15 protein-coding genes are annotated in these 18,687 nt (G+C 49.5%); 10 read left to right on the forward strand and 5 right to left on the reverse strand.

The genetic code is table 11. From position 1 onward, the window contains the following. Positions 1-215: 215 nt before the first annotated feature. Both AC6CHQ_RS14080 and recQ read left to right on the forward strand, forming a co-directional pair. Positions 216-734 carry a DNA topology modulation protein gene (locus AC6CHQ_RS14080; protein ID WP_498081857.1) on the forward strand — a complete coding sequence of 173 codons (519 nt, stop codon included), beginning with the start codon at positions 216-218 and terminating at the stop codon, positions 732-734. Positions 735-748: 14 nt separating this feature from the next. After that, a complete protein-coding gene (gene recQ, locus AC6CHQ_RS14085; protein WP_498081878.1) occupies positions 749-2,527 on the forward strand; it encodes a DNA helicase RecQ in 1,779 nt (592 codons plus the stop codon). A gap of 147 nt (positions 2,528-2,674) precedes the next feature. Here the strand turns inward: recQ and AC6CHQ_RS14090 are convergent, their stop codons facing one another. Next, positions 2,675-3,886: a TraB/GumN family protein gene (locus AC6CHQ_RS14090; protein ID WP_498081858.1), complete on the reverse strand. Its 1,212-nt coding sequence runs from the start codon at positions 3,884-3,886 to the stop codon at positions 2,675-2,677. A gap of 167 nt (positions 3,887-4,053) precedes the next feature. Between AC6CHQ_RS14090 and AC6CHQ_RS14095 the strand changes: the two genes are divergently transcribed. The 5 genes from AC6CHQ_RS14095 to AC6CHQ_RS14115 all read left to right on the forward strand — a co-directional run bounded on the left by AC6CHQ_RS14095 (position 4,054) and on the right by AC6CHQ_RS14115 (position 11,264). Further along, entirely contained in the window at positions 4,054-5,037 is a 984-nt protein-coding gene (locus tag AC6CHQ_RS14095; protein WP_498081859.1) for a ring-cleaving dioxygenase, read from the forward strand. A 423-nt stretch (positions 5,038-5,460) separates the two neighbouring features. Further along, positions 5,461-7,356: a PrkA family serine protein kinase gene (locus tag AC6CHQ_RS14100; RefSeq protein WP_498081860.1), complete on the forward strand. Its 1,896-nt coding sequence runs from the start codon at positions 5,461-5,463 to the stop codon at positions 7,354-7,356. A 202-nt stretch (positions 7,357-7,558) separates the two neighbouring features. After that, a complete protein-coding gene (yhbH, locus tag AC6CHQ_RS14105) occupies positions 7,559-8,716 on the forward strand; it encodes a sporulation protein YhbH (protein WP_498081861.1) in 1,158 nt (385 codons plus the stop codon). Beyond that, a complete protein-coding gene (locus tag AC6CHQ_RS14110; RefSeq protein ID WP_251240406.1) occupies positions 8,713-10,110 on the forward strand; it encodes a SpoVR family protein in 1,398 nt (465 codons plus the stop codon). The genes yhbH and AC6CHQ_RS14110 overlap by 4 nt, the downstream gene beginning before the upstream one ends. A 131-nt stretch (positions 10,111-10,241) precedes the next feature. Next, complete coding sequence (locus AC6CHQ_RS14115) at positions 10,242-11,264, forward strand: LLM class flavin-dependent oxidoreductase (protein ID WP_498081862.1); 1,023 nt, start codon at positions 10,242-10,244, stop codon at positions 11,262-11,264. Positions 11,265-11,313: 49 nt separating this feature from the next. Here AC6CHQ_RS14115 and AC6CHQ_RS14120 read toward each other — a convergent pair whose 3' ends face one another. After that, the gene (locus AC6CHQ_RS14120; RefSeq protein ID WP_498081863.1) at positions 11,314-12,291 is read right to left on the reverse strand and encodes a bile acid:sodium symporter family protein; all 978 of its coding nucleotides are present in this window, start codon (positions 12,289-12,291) and stop codon (positions 11,314-11,316) included. Then, on the reverse strand, positions 12,292-13,689 hold the full coding sequence (locus AC6CHQ_RS14125) for an FAD-binding oxidoreductase (RefSeq protein WP_498081864.1): 1,398 nt from the start codon (positions 13,687-13,689) through the stop codon (positions 12,292-12,294). 208 nt (positions 13,690-13,897) lie between these two features. Here AC6CHQ_RS14125 and AC6CHQ_RS14130 point away from each other — a divergent pair, with 208 nt between their 5' ends. Continuing rightward, positions 13,898-14,458, forward strand: a complete 561-nt coding sequence (locus tag AC6CHQ_RS14130) for a YhcN/YlaJ family sporulation lipoprotein (protein WP_251240402.1) — start codon at positions 13,898-13,900, stop codon at positions 14,456-14,458. A 289-nt stretch (positions 14,459-14,747) separates the two neighbouring features. Continuing rightward, a complete protein-coding gene (locus tag AC6CHQ_RS14135; protein WP_498081879.1) occupies positions 14,748-14,867 on the forward strand; it encodes an aspartyl-phosphate phosphatase Spo0E family protein in 120 nt (39 codons plus the stop codon). A 410-nt stretch (positions 14,868-15,277) separates the two neighbouring features. On the opposite strand, the gene AC6CHQ_RS14140 is transcribed toward AC6CHQ_RS14135, so the two are convergent. Then, the gene (locus AC6CHQ_RS14140; RefSeq protein ID WP_498081865.1) at positions 15,278-16,144 is read right to left on the reverse strand and encodes an SHOCT domain-containing protein; all 867 of its coding nucleotides are present in this window, start codon (positions 16,142-16,144) and stop codon (positions 15,278-15,280) included. A 190-nt stretch (positions 16,145-16,334) separates the two neighbouring features. On the opposite strand from AC6CHQ_RS14140, the gene AC6CHQ_RS14145 reads away from it, so the two are divergent. Next, positions 16,335-16,778: a hypothetical protein gene (locus tag AC6CHQ_RS14145; protein ID WP_498081866.1), complete on the forward strand. Its 444-nt coding sequence runs from the start codon at positions 16,335-16,337 to the stop codon at positions 16,776-16,778. 594 nt (positions 16,779-17,372) lie between these two features. Here the strand turns inward: AC6CHQ_RS14145 and AC6CHQ_RS14150 are convergent. Next, positions 17,373-18,680 carry a phage portal protein gene (locus AC6CHQ_RS14150; protein WP_498081867.1) on the reverse strand — a complete coding sequence of 436 codons (1,308 nt, stop codon included), beginning with the start codon at positions 18,678-18,680 and terminating at the stop codon, positions 17,373-17,375. Positions 18,681-18,687: the final 7 nt, after the last annotated feature.

The raw sequence follows: 18,687 nt of genomic DNA on the forward strand, positions 1-18,687 counted from the left end.
TCGAAATGTTGAGTTGTGGTCGTGAAATGGCGAGATGCGGTCGGGAAATCACGAGTTGCCGCCTCGAAATACCGGATTACCGCATCAAATTCCCCTCCTTGCCCCGTCGCGCACTCAACTTCCTCGCCCCAAATCTCCCAATCCAAATAGGGGAATGGGAACCTATCGTCCAATGCGTTATAATGAGAGTCACACAAAAGAATCGGGGGATCGTCATGGACCGCATCATGCTGATCGGGCCGGGCGGAGCGGGGAAGTCGACGCTCGCCCGCGAGCTGGGGAAACGGTTGGGCATTGAGGTCCATCACCTGGATGCGCTTCTGTGGAAGCCGGGATGGACACTGACGACACGGGATGAACAAAAGGAGATCCAGCGCGGACTCTTTGACGGGGAGCGCTGGATCGTCGACGGGAACTATGGAGCAACGATGGATCTGCGGCTGCAGGCGGCTGATACGGTGATTTTTATGGATATGCCGCGACGCGTCTGTATGTACGGCATTTTCAGTCGCCGAATCCGGTATCATGGGAAGACGAGGCCGGATATGCAAAAGGATTGTCCGGAGCGTCTCAACATTGAATTTGTTAAATGGGTCTGGAATTATAGGAAAAACAAGCGGCCGGGAGTTCTCAGCAAATTGGAGAGCCTCGGTTCGGATAAGCAAGTGATCATATTGAAAAGCAGAAAGGACGTCCGCCGATTTCTTGAGGAGATCGGACGGCGTCCTTCATGATTGGAGTGTCAACCATGCTCGAGCAGGCGCATGAACAACTAAAAACATATTTCGGCTATCCGTCTTTTCGACCGGGACAGGAGCGGGTGATCGGCCAGGTGCTGACTGCCGAAGACACGCTCTGTGTCATGCCGACGGGCGGCGGAAAGTCGGTGTGCTACCAGATACCCGCGCTTGTCAGGGAAGGCACGACACTGGTCATCTCCCCCCTTATCTCATTGATGAAGGATCAGGTAGATGCATTGAATGAGATCGGCATACCCGCAGCCTGCATCAACAGTACGCTTTCACTGGATGAATTCCGGTATACGATGGAGCGGGCAAGGGCAGGGGCTTACAAGCTCCTGTATGTCGCACCGGAACGATTCGAGTCGGACTACTTCCTCCAGGAACTGGTCCGTATGGATATCCCGATGGTGGCGGTTGACGAGGCACACTGTATTTCCCAGTGGGGGCATGACTTCCGACCGAGCTACCGGCTGATCGGCAGTGTCGTCGAAGCGTTGCCGGAACGGCCGGTGATTCTCGCGCTGACCGCAACGGCGACTCCCGAAGTGCGGGCGGACATCTGCAGGCAGCTGAATATACCCGAGGGCAACACGGTCCTGACCGGATTTGAACGGGAAAACCTTTCCTTCTCCGTCGTCCGCGGGCAGGACCGGGGAAAATTCGTGAAGGACTTCATCAAGAAAAACCGTGAAGAAGGCGGCATTATCTATGCCGCAACACGGAAAACGGTCGATGCGCTGTATGAAAACATGAAAAAGGCAGGACTTCCTGTAGCACGCTACCATGCAGGACTTCCTGAAGAGGAGCGGCGCGATGCACAGGAAGCGTTCTTGAATGATGAAGCGCGGATCATGGTTGCCACGAACGCGTTTGGCATGGGCATCGATAAGTCGAACATCCGCTACTGCATCCATTATCAGCTTCCGAAAAACATGGAAAGTTACTATCAGGAGGCGGGGCGTGCCGGCCGTGACGGACTGCCGAGTGAGTGCATCCTGCTGTATTCTCCGCAGGATGTGCAAACGCAGCGTTTTCTGATCGACCAGACGGATGACCGGGACGGCATCCCGCGCGAGCTTGAAAAGCTGCAGGCGATGGTGGATTACTGCCATACCGAGGACTGCCTGCAGCAGTACATCGTCCGCCATTTCGGCGACTCGGATACACACGCTTGTGGCCGCTGCGGCAACTGTACCGACGACCGTGAAAATATCGACGTGACGGAAGATGCGCAGAAAGTGCTTTCCTGCATCATCCGGATGGGCCAGCGGTGGGGCAAGGCGATCACTGCCAAAGTCCTCTGCGGTTCGGCCGACAAGATGGTGAAGGAACGGGAGTTTGACGAACTGTCGACCTATGGAATACTGAAGGGTGCCTACAGCATGAAGGAAGCCACGAACCTGATCGACTTCATGATCTCCCGCGACCTGATCGGCGTTAGCCAGGGAGAGTTTCCGACGATTTTCGTGACGGCGAAGGGCAAGGAAGTCCTGACAGGCGGCGAGCGTGTCACCCGCAAGCAGGCTGTCGTCACCGTCGCAATCGGCGATGCAGACCCGCTTTTCGAAAAGCTGCGTGATCTGCGGAAGTCGCTTGCCGATGAGGCAGGGGTTCCGCCATATGTCATCTTCTCGGACAAGTCGTTGAAGGACATGTGTGCACGTAAGCCGGCCGACGAGGAAAGTTTCCTTGAAGTGCATGGCGTCGGGGAAAACAAACTGGCGAAGTACGGGGAACCGTTCCTCGAAGCGATCCGGGAGTTCCAGGCAGCGGAAGTAAAATAGAAGGACTTGCTGCGGTTTCGGATGAAGGATTCCCGACAACGCTTTGTAACTCTCGAGTGCGTGTACGTAACACTCGGCATTTTATTCGATTGTCCCACTAACACACAACAACCCGTACAGGATTTATTCCTGTACGGGTTGTCTCATTTAAAAGATATGCTGGAAAAACGAGCGGACGACATCAGCGCCTCCAATGAAAGTGCCAAGCGAGCTTCCGATGTTGCCCAATACGACGACAAGAAGGACACGGGTTGCCTTGTTCTTCCAGAATCCTTTAACGCTGAGAACGTCATCCGTGAGTCTTTGGAAATCCTTGACGCTCGGTCGGGTAAAGTATGCCTGTACAAGACCCGAGAACCAGCCGACAGCCAGAAGCGGATTCAGTGAGGTGAACGGTGCGGCGGCAAAGGCGGTCAGCACCGCAAGCGGGTGTCCCTTTGCAATGATTGTACCCAGTGCCGCAAGTGAACCGTTCCAGAGCAGCCAGCTTAGCATCTGGCTCGTGGCGACGTCGCTGTTTTGCATGAACGTATAGGCGATGATGCTGATGATGAGGAGCGGAATCGTCCAACCGACGACTTTCGGCCAAACCGGTTTTGGCGGTTTTTCATTAAGCTTTTTCAGATCATGCTTTTTGTGAATTTCCTCAGTGATTCCAGGCACGTGTGCAGCTCCGAGCACGGCGACAACCTTTTTGCCAGGTGCGGTCCGGATCTTTTCGGCCAAATATTGGTCACGCTCATCGATAAGCGGTGTTTTCAGCCGGGGAAAGGCTTCCGTGAATTCGGCCAGGACTGCGTTTAGTGTATCCTGGGATTTCATCTTTTCCATTTCATCTTCGGAAATGTCATCGCGGCTGAAGATGCTCGCGACAACAGAAGTTAGAAGCTGTGCCTTGCCTCCTGGTCCGAGATTCCCCCAGATCCGTGAGAACGTCGTCTGGATGTTCCGGTCGGCGAGGACAAGTTTCGCCCCTGTTTCCTTTGCCGACTCAATTCCCTGGATCATCTCCGCTCCCGGTTTGACATCGAACTGTTTGGCCATCCTGTTCTGGAAGGACGAGATGGCCAAGTTCATAAGCAGGAGGGATGCTTTCTTCTCTTTGATGATTTTGAAGATGTCCATCTCTTCCCAGCGATTGCCGTTCGTGATGGCTTCAAACCGCTGTTTGTCCAGCTCGACGGCGACTGTGTCGGGCTGTTCCCGGTCGATGACATCCTTTACCTGCTGTGCGCTCAGTTTTGAGACGTGAGCTGTTCCGATTAAAATGACTTCCTTGTCATCCAGCTGAATCCTGGTGACATTCTCCTCCTCAAGGGCGGATGCTGCCTCTGGCAGGTTGATTTGATTATCTTCCATAGATTGTTCCTTCATTTCTGTAGTGGTCATACCATCAATGATGAAGGAAGAACGGTTAAAGTTCAATATTTTGGGCAAAAGAATTGAAGTGGCAGGGAAATGGGTGTATTATTATCTTGAAATCAAGATAAGAGAAAACAAAACAACCCAATTTGGAGGGGACCAATATGCAAAGCTTGAAAGGCATGCACCATGTTACCGCAATCACGAGTTCTGCCGAAAAGAACTATGAGTTCTTCACTTATGTGCTCGGTATGCGCCTCGTGAAAAAAACCGTCAACCAGGACGACATCAGCACGTACCACCTGTTTTTCGCAGATGACAAGGGCAGCGCCGGAACGGATATGACGTTCTTCGATTTCCAGGGAATTCCGAAGGGATCCCACGGCACGGATGAAATCCACAGGACTTCGTTCCGGGTGCCTGATGATGCCGCGCTCGATTACTGGGTCAAACGCTTTGACCGACTTGAAGTCAAGCATGACGGCATAAGACAGCAATTCGACCGCAAAGTCCTGCCGTTCACCGATTTTGACGGCCAGCTGTATCAGCTGATTTCTGATGAAGGGGATACTGGCGTCGCAGCCGGTACTCCTTGGCAAAAAGGACCGATTCCGCTTGAATATGCCATCACCGGGCTTGGACCGATCATCTTGCGCGTCAGCAACATCGACTATATGAAACAGGTCATGGAAAAAGCGCTCGGTTTCCGTGAAATCGATAAAGAAGGATCTGTCTATCTGTTCGAAGTCGGCGAAGGCGGCAATGGCGCCCGTGCCATCATTGAGCACAACGCAGTACTTCCGCGCGGCATGCAGGGCTTCGGCACAATCCATCACAGCGCCTTCCGCGTGGAGGACCGCTCCGTTCTCGAAGATTGGATCGGCCATATGGAAGGCATGGGCTTCAATACATCAGGCTACGTCGACCGCTTCTACTTTGAATCTCTTTACGCACGCGTCGCACCGGGAATCCTGTTTGAATTCGCCACCGACGGTCCCGGTTTCATGGATGACGAGCCGTACGAAACTCTCGGTGAAAAACTTGCCCTGCCGCCGTTTCTCGAGCCGAAGCGGGAGCAAATCGAATCCTACGTCCGCCACATCGATACGATGCGCAGTGACAAGGAAATCGAAAAAGAATACGAGTAAGGATCAAACCGGGCCGCGCGCCCGGTTTTTTCTTTTGGCGATTGTTTGCGCCGGCACCCTGGGTTTGCGTATGAATTCAATAAATTTGCGCGCGGAATGTGGGGTGCGGTTGAAAATCCTACCAACCGGTGACCCAGTTCCCACCAAGCCCCCCTTGAATCACTACCTCACCCCCCATGAGTTACAACCCGCCGCTATTGACTCACTACCTTTCAGTTATACTCCAGATGAGGTCTCGCTGCTCCAAATGGAACCCTCAGAGCGAGAAGTTTTTCAGAAAAGAAATCTTGAAAGACAGATCCGCGGCAGCGAGGCTTTCAGCCGAGCCATCACACGCCCTCAGCACACCCGCTCACTTCTCCGTATCAACTGCCCGTCCGTCGCATACGTTGTAGAAATGAAGCACTGACTGGAGGCGATCAGTTGGACATCCTGGAGAAGGTAAAACGGCATCGTGAAGAAGAAGACCGTCTAAAGTGGGAAGGGACATTCGCGGATTATCTGGAGATCTTAAAACAGCGGCCGGAAGTTGCGCAGAATGCACATTCGCGTGTTTACAATATGATCAGGAGCCATGGCATCACGGAGGTTGATGGAACCCGCAGATACGGCTTTTTCGGTGAAGAGATTTTTGGACTGGAGGAAGCGGTCGAGCGGCTCGTTGAAGAATATTTCCACCCTGCGGCAAAGCGGCTGGATGTGCGCAAACGGATCTTGCTTCTGATGGGTCCGGTCAGCGGCGGGAAGTCGACGATCGTGACGCTTCTGAAACGGGGACTCGAGGCCTATTCCCGGACAGATGAAGGGGCCGTATATGCCATCAAGGGATGCCCGATGCATGAAGACCCGCTTCACCTGATCCCGCTGCATTTGCGCGAGGATTTCAGGCGATCTTACGGCATCCGGATCGAGGGTGCGCTCTCACCTCTGAATGCGATGAGGCTCGAGCAGGAGTACGGGGGCAGGATCGAAGACATGCCGGTCGAACGCATCTTCCTGTCGGAGGATAAAAGGATCGGTGTCGGTACGTTCACACCGTCAGATCCGAAATCACAGGATATCGCGGACCTGACCGGAAGCATTGACTTCTCGACCATTGCGGAGTTCGGATCGGAATCGGATCCGCGCGCGTACCGATTCGACGGAGAACTCAACAAGGCGAACCGCGGGCTGATGGAGTTCCAGGAGATGCTGAAGCTGGATGAGAAATTCCTATGGCATCTGCTTTCCCTCACCCAGGAAGGAAACTTCAAAGCGGGCCGGTTTGCGCTCATCAGCGCCGACGAGCTGATAGTGGCCCATACGAACGAGACCGAATACCGTTCGTTTATCGCAGACAAGAAAAACGAAGCGCTGCACTCCCGGATTATCGTCATGCCGGTGCCGTACAACCTGAAGGTGTCGGAGGAAGAGCGGATCTACCGGAAGATGATCTCGGACAGTGATATGTCGCATGTGCATATCGCGCCTCATGCACTCCGGGTCGCGGCCATCTTCTCTGTGCTAACACGGCTCAAGCCGTCCAGGAAACAGGGTGCCGACATCGTGAAGAAGATGCGTCTCTATGACGGGGAAAATGTCGAAGGCTTTAGCGCAGTCGATGTGAACGAACTGAAAAAAGAGTTTGCGGACGAAGGAATGAGCGGAATCGATCCGCGGTATGTCATCAACCGGATCTCGTCCGCCATTATCCGGAAAGAGGTACCTGCGATCAATGCGCTTGATGTGCTGCGTGCGCTCAAGGACGGGCTGACTGATCACGCCTCGATCAGTGATGAAGATCGGACCCGGTACATGGAGTATATCGGCATCGCCCGCAGGGAATATGACGATATTGCGAAAAAAGAAGTCCAGAAGGCATTTGTCTACTCGTATGAGGAATCTGCGAAGACGCTAATGGACAATTACCTGGATCATGTCGAAGCGTTCTGCAATAAAAACAAGCTGCGCGACCCGCTTACAGGCGAGGAGCTGCCGCCGGATGAGAAGCTGATGCGTTCCATCGAAGAGCAGATCGGCATATCCGAAAATGCAAAAAAAGCGTTCCGTGAAGAGATCCTCATCCGTATCTCCGCCTACGCAAGAAAAGGCAAGCGGTTCGATTACAACTCCCATGACCGCCTGCGCGAAGCCATTCAGAAAAAGCTTTTCGCAGACTTGAAGGATGTTGTAAAGATTACCACTTCTTCAGCAACTCCCGATGAATCGCAACTTAAGAAAGTCAACGAAGTCGTTGCGCGTCTCGTGGACGAACACGGATACAACAGCACTTCCGCGAACGACCTGCTCCGATATGTCGGAAGCCTGCTGAACAGATAAGGGATTTTGATCCGCCTTCCTGAGAAGGCGGATTTGTTCTGATTGACAGCACTCTGGATGAAACAGGAGAAACGGCAAATGACTTGCAGCTCATCAATTTGTTTCTATCATATATTTCTTTCATAATTCAGAACCTTGTCAAGCGTCTGCCCCTCCATGCATATGATAATGGAAACTCAAGAAGAGGAGAGGCGGGTGGAGCATGAAGGAATTTGGCCGGTTTGTCGTATCTCAAGAAGACTGGAGCCTCCACCGGAAAGGCCACGAGGACCAGAAACGTCACATGGACAAGGTTAAAAAGGCGATCCGGGAAAACTTGCCGGATCTGATCAGTGAAGAGAATATTGTGATGTCGGATGGGCGGAAAGTAGTGAAAATCCCGATCCGCTCGCTCGATGAATATAAAATCCGATATAACCATTCCAAGTCGGAACATGTCGGGCAGGGAAAGGGAGACAGCAAAGTCGGGGACGTCGTTGCGAAAGATGGAAGCAGTCGTCCGGGCCAAGGCAAAGGCAAAGAAGCGGGGGACGCTCCGGGGGAAGATGTCTACGAAGCTGAAGTGTCTGTAGCGGAGCTTGAAGAAGCGCTGTTTGCGGAGATGGAGCTTCCGAACCTGGCGCGGAAGGAACAGGCGGACATTATCACTGACCGAATCACTTTCAATGATATCCGGAAAAAAGGGCTTATCGGCAACATCGACAAAAAGCGGACCATCGTTTCAGCCCTTAAACGGAATGCCATGGAAGGACGCCGGGGAATTATGCCAATCCTGGATGATGACCTGAGGTTCAAAACATGGGAAGAGGAAAAACGTCCGGAGTCGCGGGCGGTCGTGATCGCCATGATGGATACGAGTGCCTCGATGGGCGCTTTCGAGAAGTATATGGCTAGAAGTTTCTTTTTTTGGCTGACCCGCTTTCTCCGGACAAGGTACAGCTCCGTCGAGATCGAATTCATCTCCCACCAGACAGATGCCAAGGTGGTCACGGAGGAAGAGTTCTTCACCAAAGCGGAAAGCGGCGGCACACGGTGCTCTTCCGCCTACCGGTTGGCGATGGAACTCATCAGTGAAAAGTATAGCCCGGCACGCTACAACATCTATCCGTTTCATTTCTCAGACGGGGAGAACATGACCTCGGACAACAAGGAAGTGCTCCGGCTGGTCGCGGAACTGCTTGAAGTCTCACGCATGTTCGGTTACGGGGAAGTGAATGAGCACAGCCGCTACTCAACGATGCTTACGGCCCTGAGGACCGTGGATGATCCGAAGTTCCGGCATTATGTGCTGAAAGAAAAGGCAGACGTCTACCATGCCCTGAAAAGCTTCTTCCGGAAAGGGGAGGCGGTCGGATCGTGACTGATGCAAAAGCGCTGGAACGCGCAATCGCCGAAATTACCGAGGTGGCAGAAGGGTTCGGTCTCGACTTTTACTCAATGCGCTATGAAATCTGCCCGGCGGACATCATTTATACATTTGGCGCATATGGGATGCCGACCCGGTTCAGCCACTGGAGTTTCGGCAAACAGTTTCACAAAATGAAGCTGCAATATGATCTTGGCCTAAGCAAGATTTATGAACTGGTCATTAACTCGGATCCGTGCTTCGCATTTCTCCTTGACTCGAATTCACTGATCCAAAACAAACTGATTGTGGCCCACGTCCTGGCCCACAGTGACTTCTTCAAGAACAACGGTCGTTTTGCGAATACCCGCGGGGATATGGTAGAAAGTATGTCTGCCACCGCCGAGAGAATTGCAGAGTATGAAATCCTTCATGGGAAGGAACGTGTCGAGCGTTTCCTGGATGCTGTGCTGGCGGTACAGGAACATGTGGACCCTTCGCTGATCATCGTCAAAGATGATGGGGAGCAGGCCGAAGCGCCTGCGGTCCGGACAACACCATATGATGACCTCTGGGCCCTGGACCGGCCTTCGGGCAAGGATTCACGTCCACAGACACCATCCAGAAAGAAGGTTCCTGAAAACCCGGAAAAGGACATTCTTTACTTTGTCCAGGAACACAGCCGCGAACTTGACGGCTGGCAACGTGACATCCTGACGATGATGCGTGAAGAGATGCTTTACTTCTGGCCTCAGCTGGAAACCAAGATCATGAATGAGGGCTGGGCGACCTTCTGGCACCAGCGGATCATGCGGGAGCTTGACCTCACACCGGCCGAGACGATCGAGTTCTCCAAGCTGAATGCGGGCGTGATCCAGCCTTCGGCAACCTCGATCAATCCGTATACGCTCGGCCTTCGGATATTTGAAGACATTGAACGCCGCTATGACCACCCGGATGAAAACATGAAGAAACGGGGAGTCGAGCCGGGCAGCGGCAGGGAAAAGATTTTTGAAGTACGGGAAATCGAATCGGATACTTCCTTTATCCGTAACTATCTGACAAAAGAACTCGCAGAACAGGAAGATCTCTACCTGTTCGGCAAACGCGGTCACGAGTACAAGATCACAGAAAAGGACTTTGAAAAAGTGCGAGACCGCCTCATTTCATCCCGGGTGAACGGCGGATTCCCTTATCTGGTCGTGGAAGACGGCGATTATTTGCGCAACGGTGAACTGTATCTGGTACATCAGTACGAAGGCACGGAACTTGATTTGCCTTATCTCGAGCAAGTTCTGCCGCATCTCCATCATCTTTGGAGCCGGACCGTCCATCTGGAGACGATCGTGGAGGGCAGAAAGATTTGCTTTTCATGTGATGGAAAAAAGGTGACAAGGCGGGCTTTATAGAAAATTTTAAACCTCCTTCCGGAATCGGAAGGAGGTTTGTTTACATAATACTATTATTCGTAAGGCAAGCAGTTTCTTGGTCAGGCGGCATGTGATGGCGGTATCATGTTTAGAGAGAAGGAGTGATCCGATTGGAATTGATCCGAGAAAATGCGAAGAAATTTGAAGGAATTCCGCTGTCCGTCCTCGATCTTGTACAGGTCAGGGAAGAGGATACGCCGGCTGATGCCATCCAAAACAGCGCAAAGCTGATCCGCCGTGCCGATGAGCTCGGCTATAACCGTTACTGGCTTGCCGAACACCATAACTTCGAAGGTATTGCGAGCTCTGCTACGGCCGTTCTGATCGGCCGCCTTGCATCAGAGTCGAAGGAGATCCGTGTAGGTTCCGGCGGGGTTATGCTGCCGAACCACGCACCACTCATCATCGCGGAGCAGTTCGGCACGCTGGATGCGATGTATCCCGGCCGGATTGATCTCGGACTTGGCCGCGCGCCCGGGACTGACCAGCAGACGATGTGGGCGCTCCGCCGGAATTTAAAAGGCGGGCCGGACGAGTTCCCGCGGGATGTACAGGAACTGGAGACCTATTTCGAGGGCGGGGAGGACTTGCCTGTTCGAGCATTTCCGGGTGATGGCCAGGATATTCCTATCTGGCTACTCGGTTCAAGCGGATTCAGCGCGCAGCTTGCTGCAAGAAAGGGACTCCCGTTTTCGTTTGCCAGCCACTTTGCGCCCGGCTATATGGATGCTGCGCTTGAACTGTACAGGAATGGTTTCGAACCTACCGATAAAATGGAAGAGCCTCACGCCATGCCGGGAGTCAATGTACTGATTGCCGATACTCAGGAAGAAGCGGAATACCTGATCACGACCCATATGCAGCAGTTCCTTTCGATCATCAGGAACAGCCGCGGCAAGATGCAGCCGCCGGTCGAGGATATTGAGGCACTGTGGACTCCGTATGAACGCCAATACGTTATGCAGACACTCGATCCAAGAACCACGCTGTTTGGAACTAAGGAAAAAGTACGGGAAGGGCTGCTCCGTCTGATCGATGAGACACAAGCAGATGAACTGATCGTCAATACCGTCGCGTACGACATCGATAAGCGGATCCATTCCTATGAGCTGCTCGCCGAAATGATGGATTAAAAAATAACCTCTGCCGGTTAGGGCAGAGGTTATTTTTGTTGATGGCGCCTTATTTGGCAACTGCGTTTTTAACGGGAGCAACAGTCTCGTTGTCTGTTTGGTTAGTTGAACGCTTGGACCAGACAGTGGCCAGAATCGGACCTGAAATATTGTGCCAGATGGCACCCCAAACACTTGGAAGCGCTGCGAGCGGGCTGAAGTGTGCCGTCGCAAGAGCAACACCAAGACCCGAGTTCTGCATGCCCACCTCCAGGGAGATAGCCCGGCAGTCGGTTTCGTTCAATCTGAATGCCTTGGCCAAGAAGTAACCAAACAGCAGGCCGGCTCCGTTATGAAGGAAGACCGCAATGAAAACGATGAACCCGGCAGAAGCAACATTACCGGCATTGGCCGCAGTAACCGCCATGACGATAATAAGGATGGCGATAACCGAGATAAGCGGAACGACCGCGACACTTTTCTGTACAAGCCGCGGAAGAAATCGCTGGACCAGCAAGCCGAGAGCAATCGGAAGGATGATCACTTGCACGATCGACATAAACATTGATCTGGCATCTACGGGGAGCCATTGGCCGGCCAGCAGCAATAGGATGGCAGGTGTCGCGATTGGTGCCAGAAGAGTCGAGAACGAGGTCATCGCGACAGAAAGTGCCACGTTGCCCCTTGCAAGATAAACCATGACATTGGATGCAGTTCCTCCAGGCACGCAACCTAGAAGAACGAGGCCTGCTGCCAGTTCGGCCGGCAGCTGCAGCAGTGTCGCAATGGCAAATGCCGTAAGCGGCATGACCGTATACTGGAGCAGTACGCCGGCGATTACAGGAATCGGATTTGTGAAAACAAGTTTAAAGTCGACAGGCTTTAGGGTAAGTCCCATTCCGAACATAACAATCCCGAGAAGGATCGTGATAAAGGCTCCAAGTGGAAGGAACGGATCCGGAACGAGGTATGCAATGATAGCCGCGGCAATCACGAAAATCGCAAAATTCCGGCCGGCAAATGAACTGATTGATTCAAGTACTTTCATTTAATTTTCCTCCTTCGGCGGATTGAACAGCTTTCCGGGGTTCATCAGGTTTTCCGGATCAAGTGCCCGCTTGATCGTTTCCATGACTCCGAGAGCGGCACCGTGCTCACGGGCCTGGTATTTCAATTTACCGACGCCGACTCCATGCTCACCGGTGCAGGTGCCGCTACGGTCGAGGGCGTAGCTGACAATAGCTTCATTCAGCTCATCTGACTTGCGGACTTCATCAGGGTTGTTCATGTCGATCATGAGGATGATGTGGAAGTTGCCGTCACCCACATGGCCGGTAATGCCGCCGATCAGGCCCATGTTGTCCACGGTTTCACGGGCATGGTGCACCGCCCCGGCAAGTTCTGAAATCGGAACACAGACGTCGGTGACCATCATTTTACGTCCGGGATGGCTGTGGATATAGGAGTAGGCGAGGTGGTGGCGTGCTTCCCACAGCCGGTTCATGCCTTCCTGGTCCATCTCGAACTCCAGGTTGTCGCAGCCGAGGTCCGAGACAATTTCTTCTGTAAACTCGATGTCCTGGCGGAGCCCCGCCTCGTTGCCGCTGAACTCGAGGAATAGGGTCGGCTTCACCGGATAGCCGGTACCGGCATGACGGTTGACCTGCTGCATCGACGGCTCGTCGACAAGTTCTACGCGTGAAATTGGAATCCCGGCCTGCTGGATTGACACAACTGCAGTTACAGCCGCGTCGATAGTTGGGAAGGAGGCCCTTGCCGCTGCGATCTGTTCAGGGATGCCATAAACGCGCAATGTCAGTTCTGTGAAGCAGCCGAGCGTGCCTTCCGATCCGACAAATAAGCCGTTTAAGTGAAGGCCGGATGCTGATTTTGCAGCAAGGCTGCCCGTGTGAATGACCGTTCCATCAGCCAGTACAACTTCCAGATCCCTTACCTGATCCCGCATGACCCCGTATTTGACTGTGGTGGTTCCGCTCGCATTTGTGGCTGCCATGCCTCCCAGCGTGGCGTCTGCGCCGGGATCGACGGAGAAAAAGAGGCCATATTTCTTTAATTCTTTGTTTAGCTGGGTTCGTGTCACACCCGGCTGGACCCGCACAAGAAAATCGTCTTCACGGATTTCGAGAATTTTGTTCATCAGCGAAAAGTCGATGGTGATCCCGCCATCATATGGGATGACATGTCCCTCCAAACTCGAACCAAGACCGAATGGAACAATGGGTATCCGGTGCCGTGCCGCTGACTTTACGACGGCTGCCACTTCTTCCGTCGACTCCGGAAAAACAACCAGATCAGACGGCCGTACCGCATGATAGGATTCGTCCCTTCCGTGAAGGTCACGGACCGTATCATTGACCGTCGCTTTTTCCTCTCCAAGCAGTTCCCTGAGTTCTTCCAACAAATTACCAATTGAATTCACAGCCAACATACTCCACTCCTTTTCTCGTTGCAGATTGCCAAAGATGAATAATATTATGAATTATACGCCATGAATAATTAATTTCAAGACGATTTGCAAAAGTTAAAATCGATTTAAACGCTTACATCATTTTTAGACGGCCGGCAACAATTCCCTTACATAATCATTTCCAACGGAGCCATCATAATAGGCAGAAAGGAAAGGAGGATGAAATATGAACAAACTTCTGTTCAGCATGGCTTCAATGGTACTTGTGCTTGGGCTTGCGGCCTGTGGCGGAAACAGCGATGATCCGTCGATGTCTTCAAACGGACATGAGGAAAATGATGTCGGAACCGATACAAACCCTGACCAGAACGGCAGCAACCCGGACAACGGAGCGATGGATGAGAACGGGGAAAACAATGGCGGACAAAACGGCAACGATTCTGGAGAAGGCGACATGAGCAATCTCAAGCGAGACAAGGAAACGGCTGACCGAGTATCCACGGTGGAGGGCGTGGAAAGTGCAACCGTCTTCTTATCAGATGAAAATGCCTACGTGGCAGTTGAACTTGCCGAAGGTACTGAGGAAACTGATGAACTGAAGACAAAGATCAGTGATGAAGTGAAAGCCGCAAAACCGGATGTCGACAATGTATATGTTTCGGCAAATCCGGACTTCGCCAAGCAGTTCCGGGACTACGGGGAAAGATTAGACCAAGGCGATCCGGTTGAAGGATTCATCGATGAATTTGGAGATCTGGTCAGAAGGGCCTTCCCAGACGCCCAATAATAGACTGAATTTCAGACTTCACAATAAGTCCTTCATTATTATACAAAGTCGAAACAGGCATTAAGTCCTGATTCGGCTTTGTTTTTTTATGAAGGGATGGTTGTTTAGACTAGGCAAATGTGAACATTTAACGAATTTCAGAATCCTGCTGTTTTTCGACAAACCTTGCATGATTCGCGCGGTATGATGAACAAGTTGCTTTAAACCATCATAATCATACAAACACGGAGGCAAAATGGACATGGATATGTCGAAGAAGATTTTGAAAAATCGGATTTTCTGCAGGAGAATGCTTATGTACTGGAAAGCCCGCCAGCACGGACTGACTCACCCGAAAACTGTCAAATGCAGCCAGACGCTGGATAACCTGCTTAACAGATACCAGAATTATGACCAGCATTGTTCCTGATAAATAAACGGAAAAGGCGCCGATCCAATTGGATCGGCGCCTTTCGCTTAGCGTCCCAGGGGAGATTCGAACTCCCGACCTACAGCTTAGGAGGCTGTAATAAAAAGCTCCGTATAGTCAAACGTTGATTTAATGCGATGCTATGAGAGTTATATGTCCTGTTTTTAACGGCTAGTCTGACATCTACCAAAAGGGTCGTCCGTCTGCCACCTAATTATAATCAAATGCAAAGTCAACATTCAATAAATTTATTAACGGTGTATTAGTTTCAAATGGTCGGAAAGATCATAATGTCTCTATCTGTAGGCGTTGTAGATTGGTTGTCATGTGCTTCATCCTTTCGTTTTGAGGTTTATGGGCAAAAGAAAAAGAACCGCTGTAAAGCGATTCTGGAAGGTTATAGAGATAAATTAACGATTGAGAATTTTGGTTTTCTGTTCGTTAAATTCTTCGTCTGTTAGAATACCCATCTCTTTTAACTTGTTAAGTTCAATCAGTTCATCAGCCAAAGATTTTTGAGCGGTATCTGTTGTTGGTTCGGTTTTATTATCTTCTACCTCAGTAATAGGTTCATCTTTTTTATCCATTTCTTTAATTACATAGCTTAGAATGCCGAACCACGTTTTACAATCATTCATAGCATCTGTAGGGTGCGTGGTTTGTAGTTCTATAGATTTTCCTGCGTAGAAGTTAATCAAGTAATAAGGATTCTCTAAGTCATTAACGGTAATAGCAAGGTTAATTGATGTTGTTTCTTCAGTTGTAGTTTGTTTACCGGACAAACCACCAATTACAGCGCCAACTCCACCTGCTAATGCCCCACCAACTAATGCTCCACCTAGTTGAGAGCGTCTTGAAGTGTTGGTAATGGAAACTCCATCTTTTATTACTTCAACGGAAAGAATGTCCGAGAAGTCAAATATCTTAGTCGTGAAGTCATAGTTACTATTCGATGTGAGTTTAGCTCCGTTTGGTGTCTGGTTTATCCAAATACATACCTTCTTATTTTCTTCGTCAATGGCAATTTTAGATTCGAAATCGTTAGCAACAATGAATTTTGAAATCGTAAAGTCCTCTGGATTTACATTGTCCATCTTTTTTAGGATTTCGACTCTGAGGTCATCGTTCATTTTTGCATTTTGCACAATGCCATAAATAGTACCCCCAATCCCAAAAACCGCAAGCCCTAACCACGCCCAAAGTTCCGACTTGTCATGCACACCGAAAAAGATTAAAACGCCAATAATCTGAAAGGCACAACCGTATCCATAGCCCATATATCTTCTCCTATCGGTTATTTGGTTAAATCTTACCATATGAAATGCAAGAATTGGATATTACATAAGGAATTTGGTTAATTTCAGGTAAGTGGTTGTAGTTTGAAACATACGGATTAAAGTTCACATTGCCGGTTTTATTTCCTAATGCTATCTTGGATTTAGTAGAAAATATAAAGGTGGCAACAAAATGGCTGAGGGATGGCAACAAGTTCTGATTGGTTTGCTTGGTGTTGTGGTTGGTGGTTTCATTCCATTTTTTACACAAATACTGACTGATAAAAGAACAAAAAAAGAAACTGATTTACGGAATAAGCATATTGCTTACAATAAAATTCTTTTTCTTGATGGGGAGAAATCACCATTAGAGGTTCCTATACATGAAACTCAAGAGAAGGGTTTTAGCAGTTCAATTTATCATGATGAAATAAGGGGAATTCTCTTTAATAATCTCCATCTATTTGATAGCAAGATAACCACGAACGTTCTCAAAATTGATTACTATGAGAAGGTGTATGAGGAAGTTGATGATTCTCAAGAGATAATAGATTTTCTTTATGCTTTCTATGACGAGATAATAAAATTAATCAAAGAGGATTATAAAAAACACCTAGACATTAAAGGTGATATTTAGGCGTTCATCTAAGGATGGACGTTTTTTATGTGCGTGAGAAAAGTGGTTAGGTGGGCGCAATTTTTCCGTGTTAGGGGTATCGCCTTTATTGCTCACATCACGATAAATAGCCCTGTAAGTACACTAAACAGGCGGTTTAGTACACTTCAGGACTGAATTAACCCGTATATTTAAGGATGATTAGAGAGCATTGTACGGACTTTGATATTAACTTGGCTTGGATTACTGATTATTTTCAGTTCTATAATATTCTCCGTACTAATAATGAAATAAAATCGAGGTTTTAATCAATTATTTTCAGCATTTATGGTGACTTAATCAACATTATATCACTGTAACTGTGTTTATCAGGAATAGCAGGGGATAGGATAAAATTTCTCAAATTGATATTTATTATTGTAATATAACATTTTTGAGAAAATCCACCCCCACTTTTTCCGTCTGAATCAGCCAGAACCCTTATATAACAGCGAAAAAATCGTGATTTACACTCTTTCACTCTCATGCCCTATTTCTTCGGCATCCTAAATATATTTTACAGTCAATTATTTTCCCCGATTTCACTTATATTTTCCCGTTTCCAAGCCAGCTTGATTACTGTATATCTGACCGCTCAACTATACCTTCCTCAATCAACCGCTCCTGCTCCCTTGCTGTATCCTCCACATAGGGATTCCGCTCAAGCATGGTCTCTGTACTTAGTCCACCAATCTCCCTAAGCGTCTTGATGTTATCAATGACTTCCTTTTCATTAGCAGGAGTGTTCGGATTAAACACAAAGTCCACACTGTAGAACTCATCATCACTCATCTCAATGCCACGATAGGAGAGAAGTGTCCGTTGCTTCTCCAATCGCTCATAGAACCCACGCTTTAGGTAAGTGGCATTCAATCCTGCTTTCACATCTGCAAGGGAGAACAACAGCTTGATGGACACTTCACTCAGGTTGCTAATGTCTGTCTTGTTCATGCTAACGGCAGGAGTGGAGCTAATATCAAGCAATGTCTGGTTGAGTGTCTTGTAAAGAATCTCAAAGGATTTGTGGTCAAGTTCATTGCTGACCATCTTGAAATCCGCACCATCATCAAGATTGATACCACCGCCTACAACGTCCTTTGGCATTTGTCCTTTGAGTTGCTGACCAATCACAACCGGAATAGGATTCATGAAGGTATATAAACTATCTGTGTACTTGCTAATCAAGTCCTCCATGTTGTCCAGAATCCCTTTCCAGTCCTCAAGGTCGGAACGCCCCTCAATCCCATTCCATTCATCATCAGCCACATAGACAATAGGAAGCCCTGTCAAACTTGCATAGGAAGCAACCATACGGACTTTCCCTTTCTCATTTGTCCATTCTTCAACATGGTCATCATGATAAACAGTGTAGTAATCAATCCCATCCCAAGTGTAGTGTTCAACCAGTCCAATCAGTTCATTATGCCGATTGAAGATAGGCGTATACTCTGACGGGTCAAGCACCTTAGATTTAATCTTTCTATCACTGTCCAGATAGACATACTCAGCACACTGACCAAACTTCAGTAACTTGTCTAGAATCTTTCTGTCCACCTCATGCAAGCGTCCTTTTGAATACACATCAAGGAACTTGCCAACCACTTTGTCACTACCAATCATTTGAACATTGTTCTTTAAGAGATAGGCATTTTGGAAGTTGAGCAATTGTTTAGCAAGGTTAATGACAATCCTTCTTGGCTCAACCACTTGTCCATTATGAATATAGTTAGGACGCTTTAGAATGTCATGATTGCCCTCAAGATATTCCTTGTTGGCAACCACATTTGAAATACGCTGTTGATTTGGAATGGTCTTGATTTCCTCAATGAACCAAGCGTTTTTCTTCTTCCCATATTTAGAGGAAATGTATTCTTGTAACTTCATCAATCAA

It is taken from the genome of Bhargavaea sp. GQ12, from assembly GCF_059758705.1.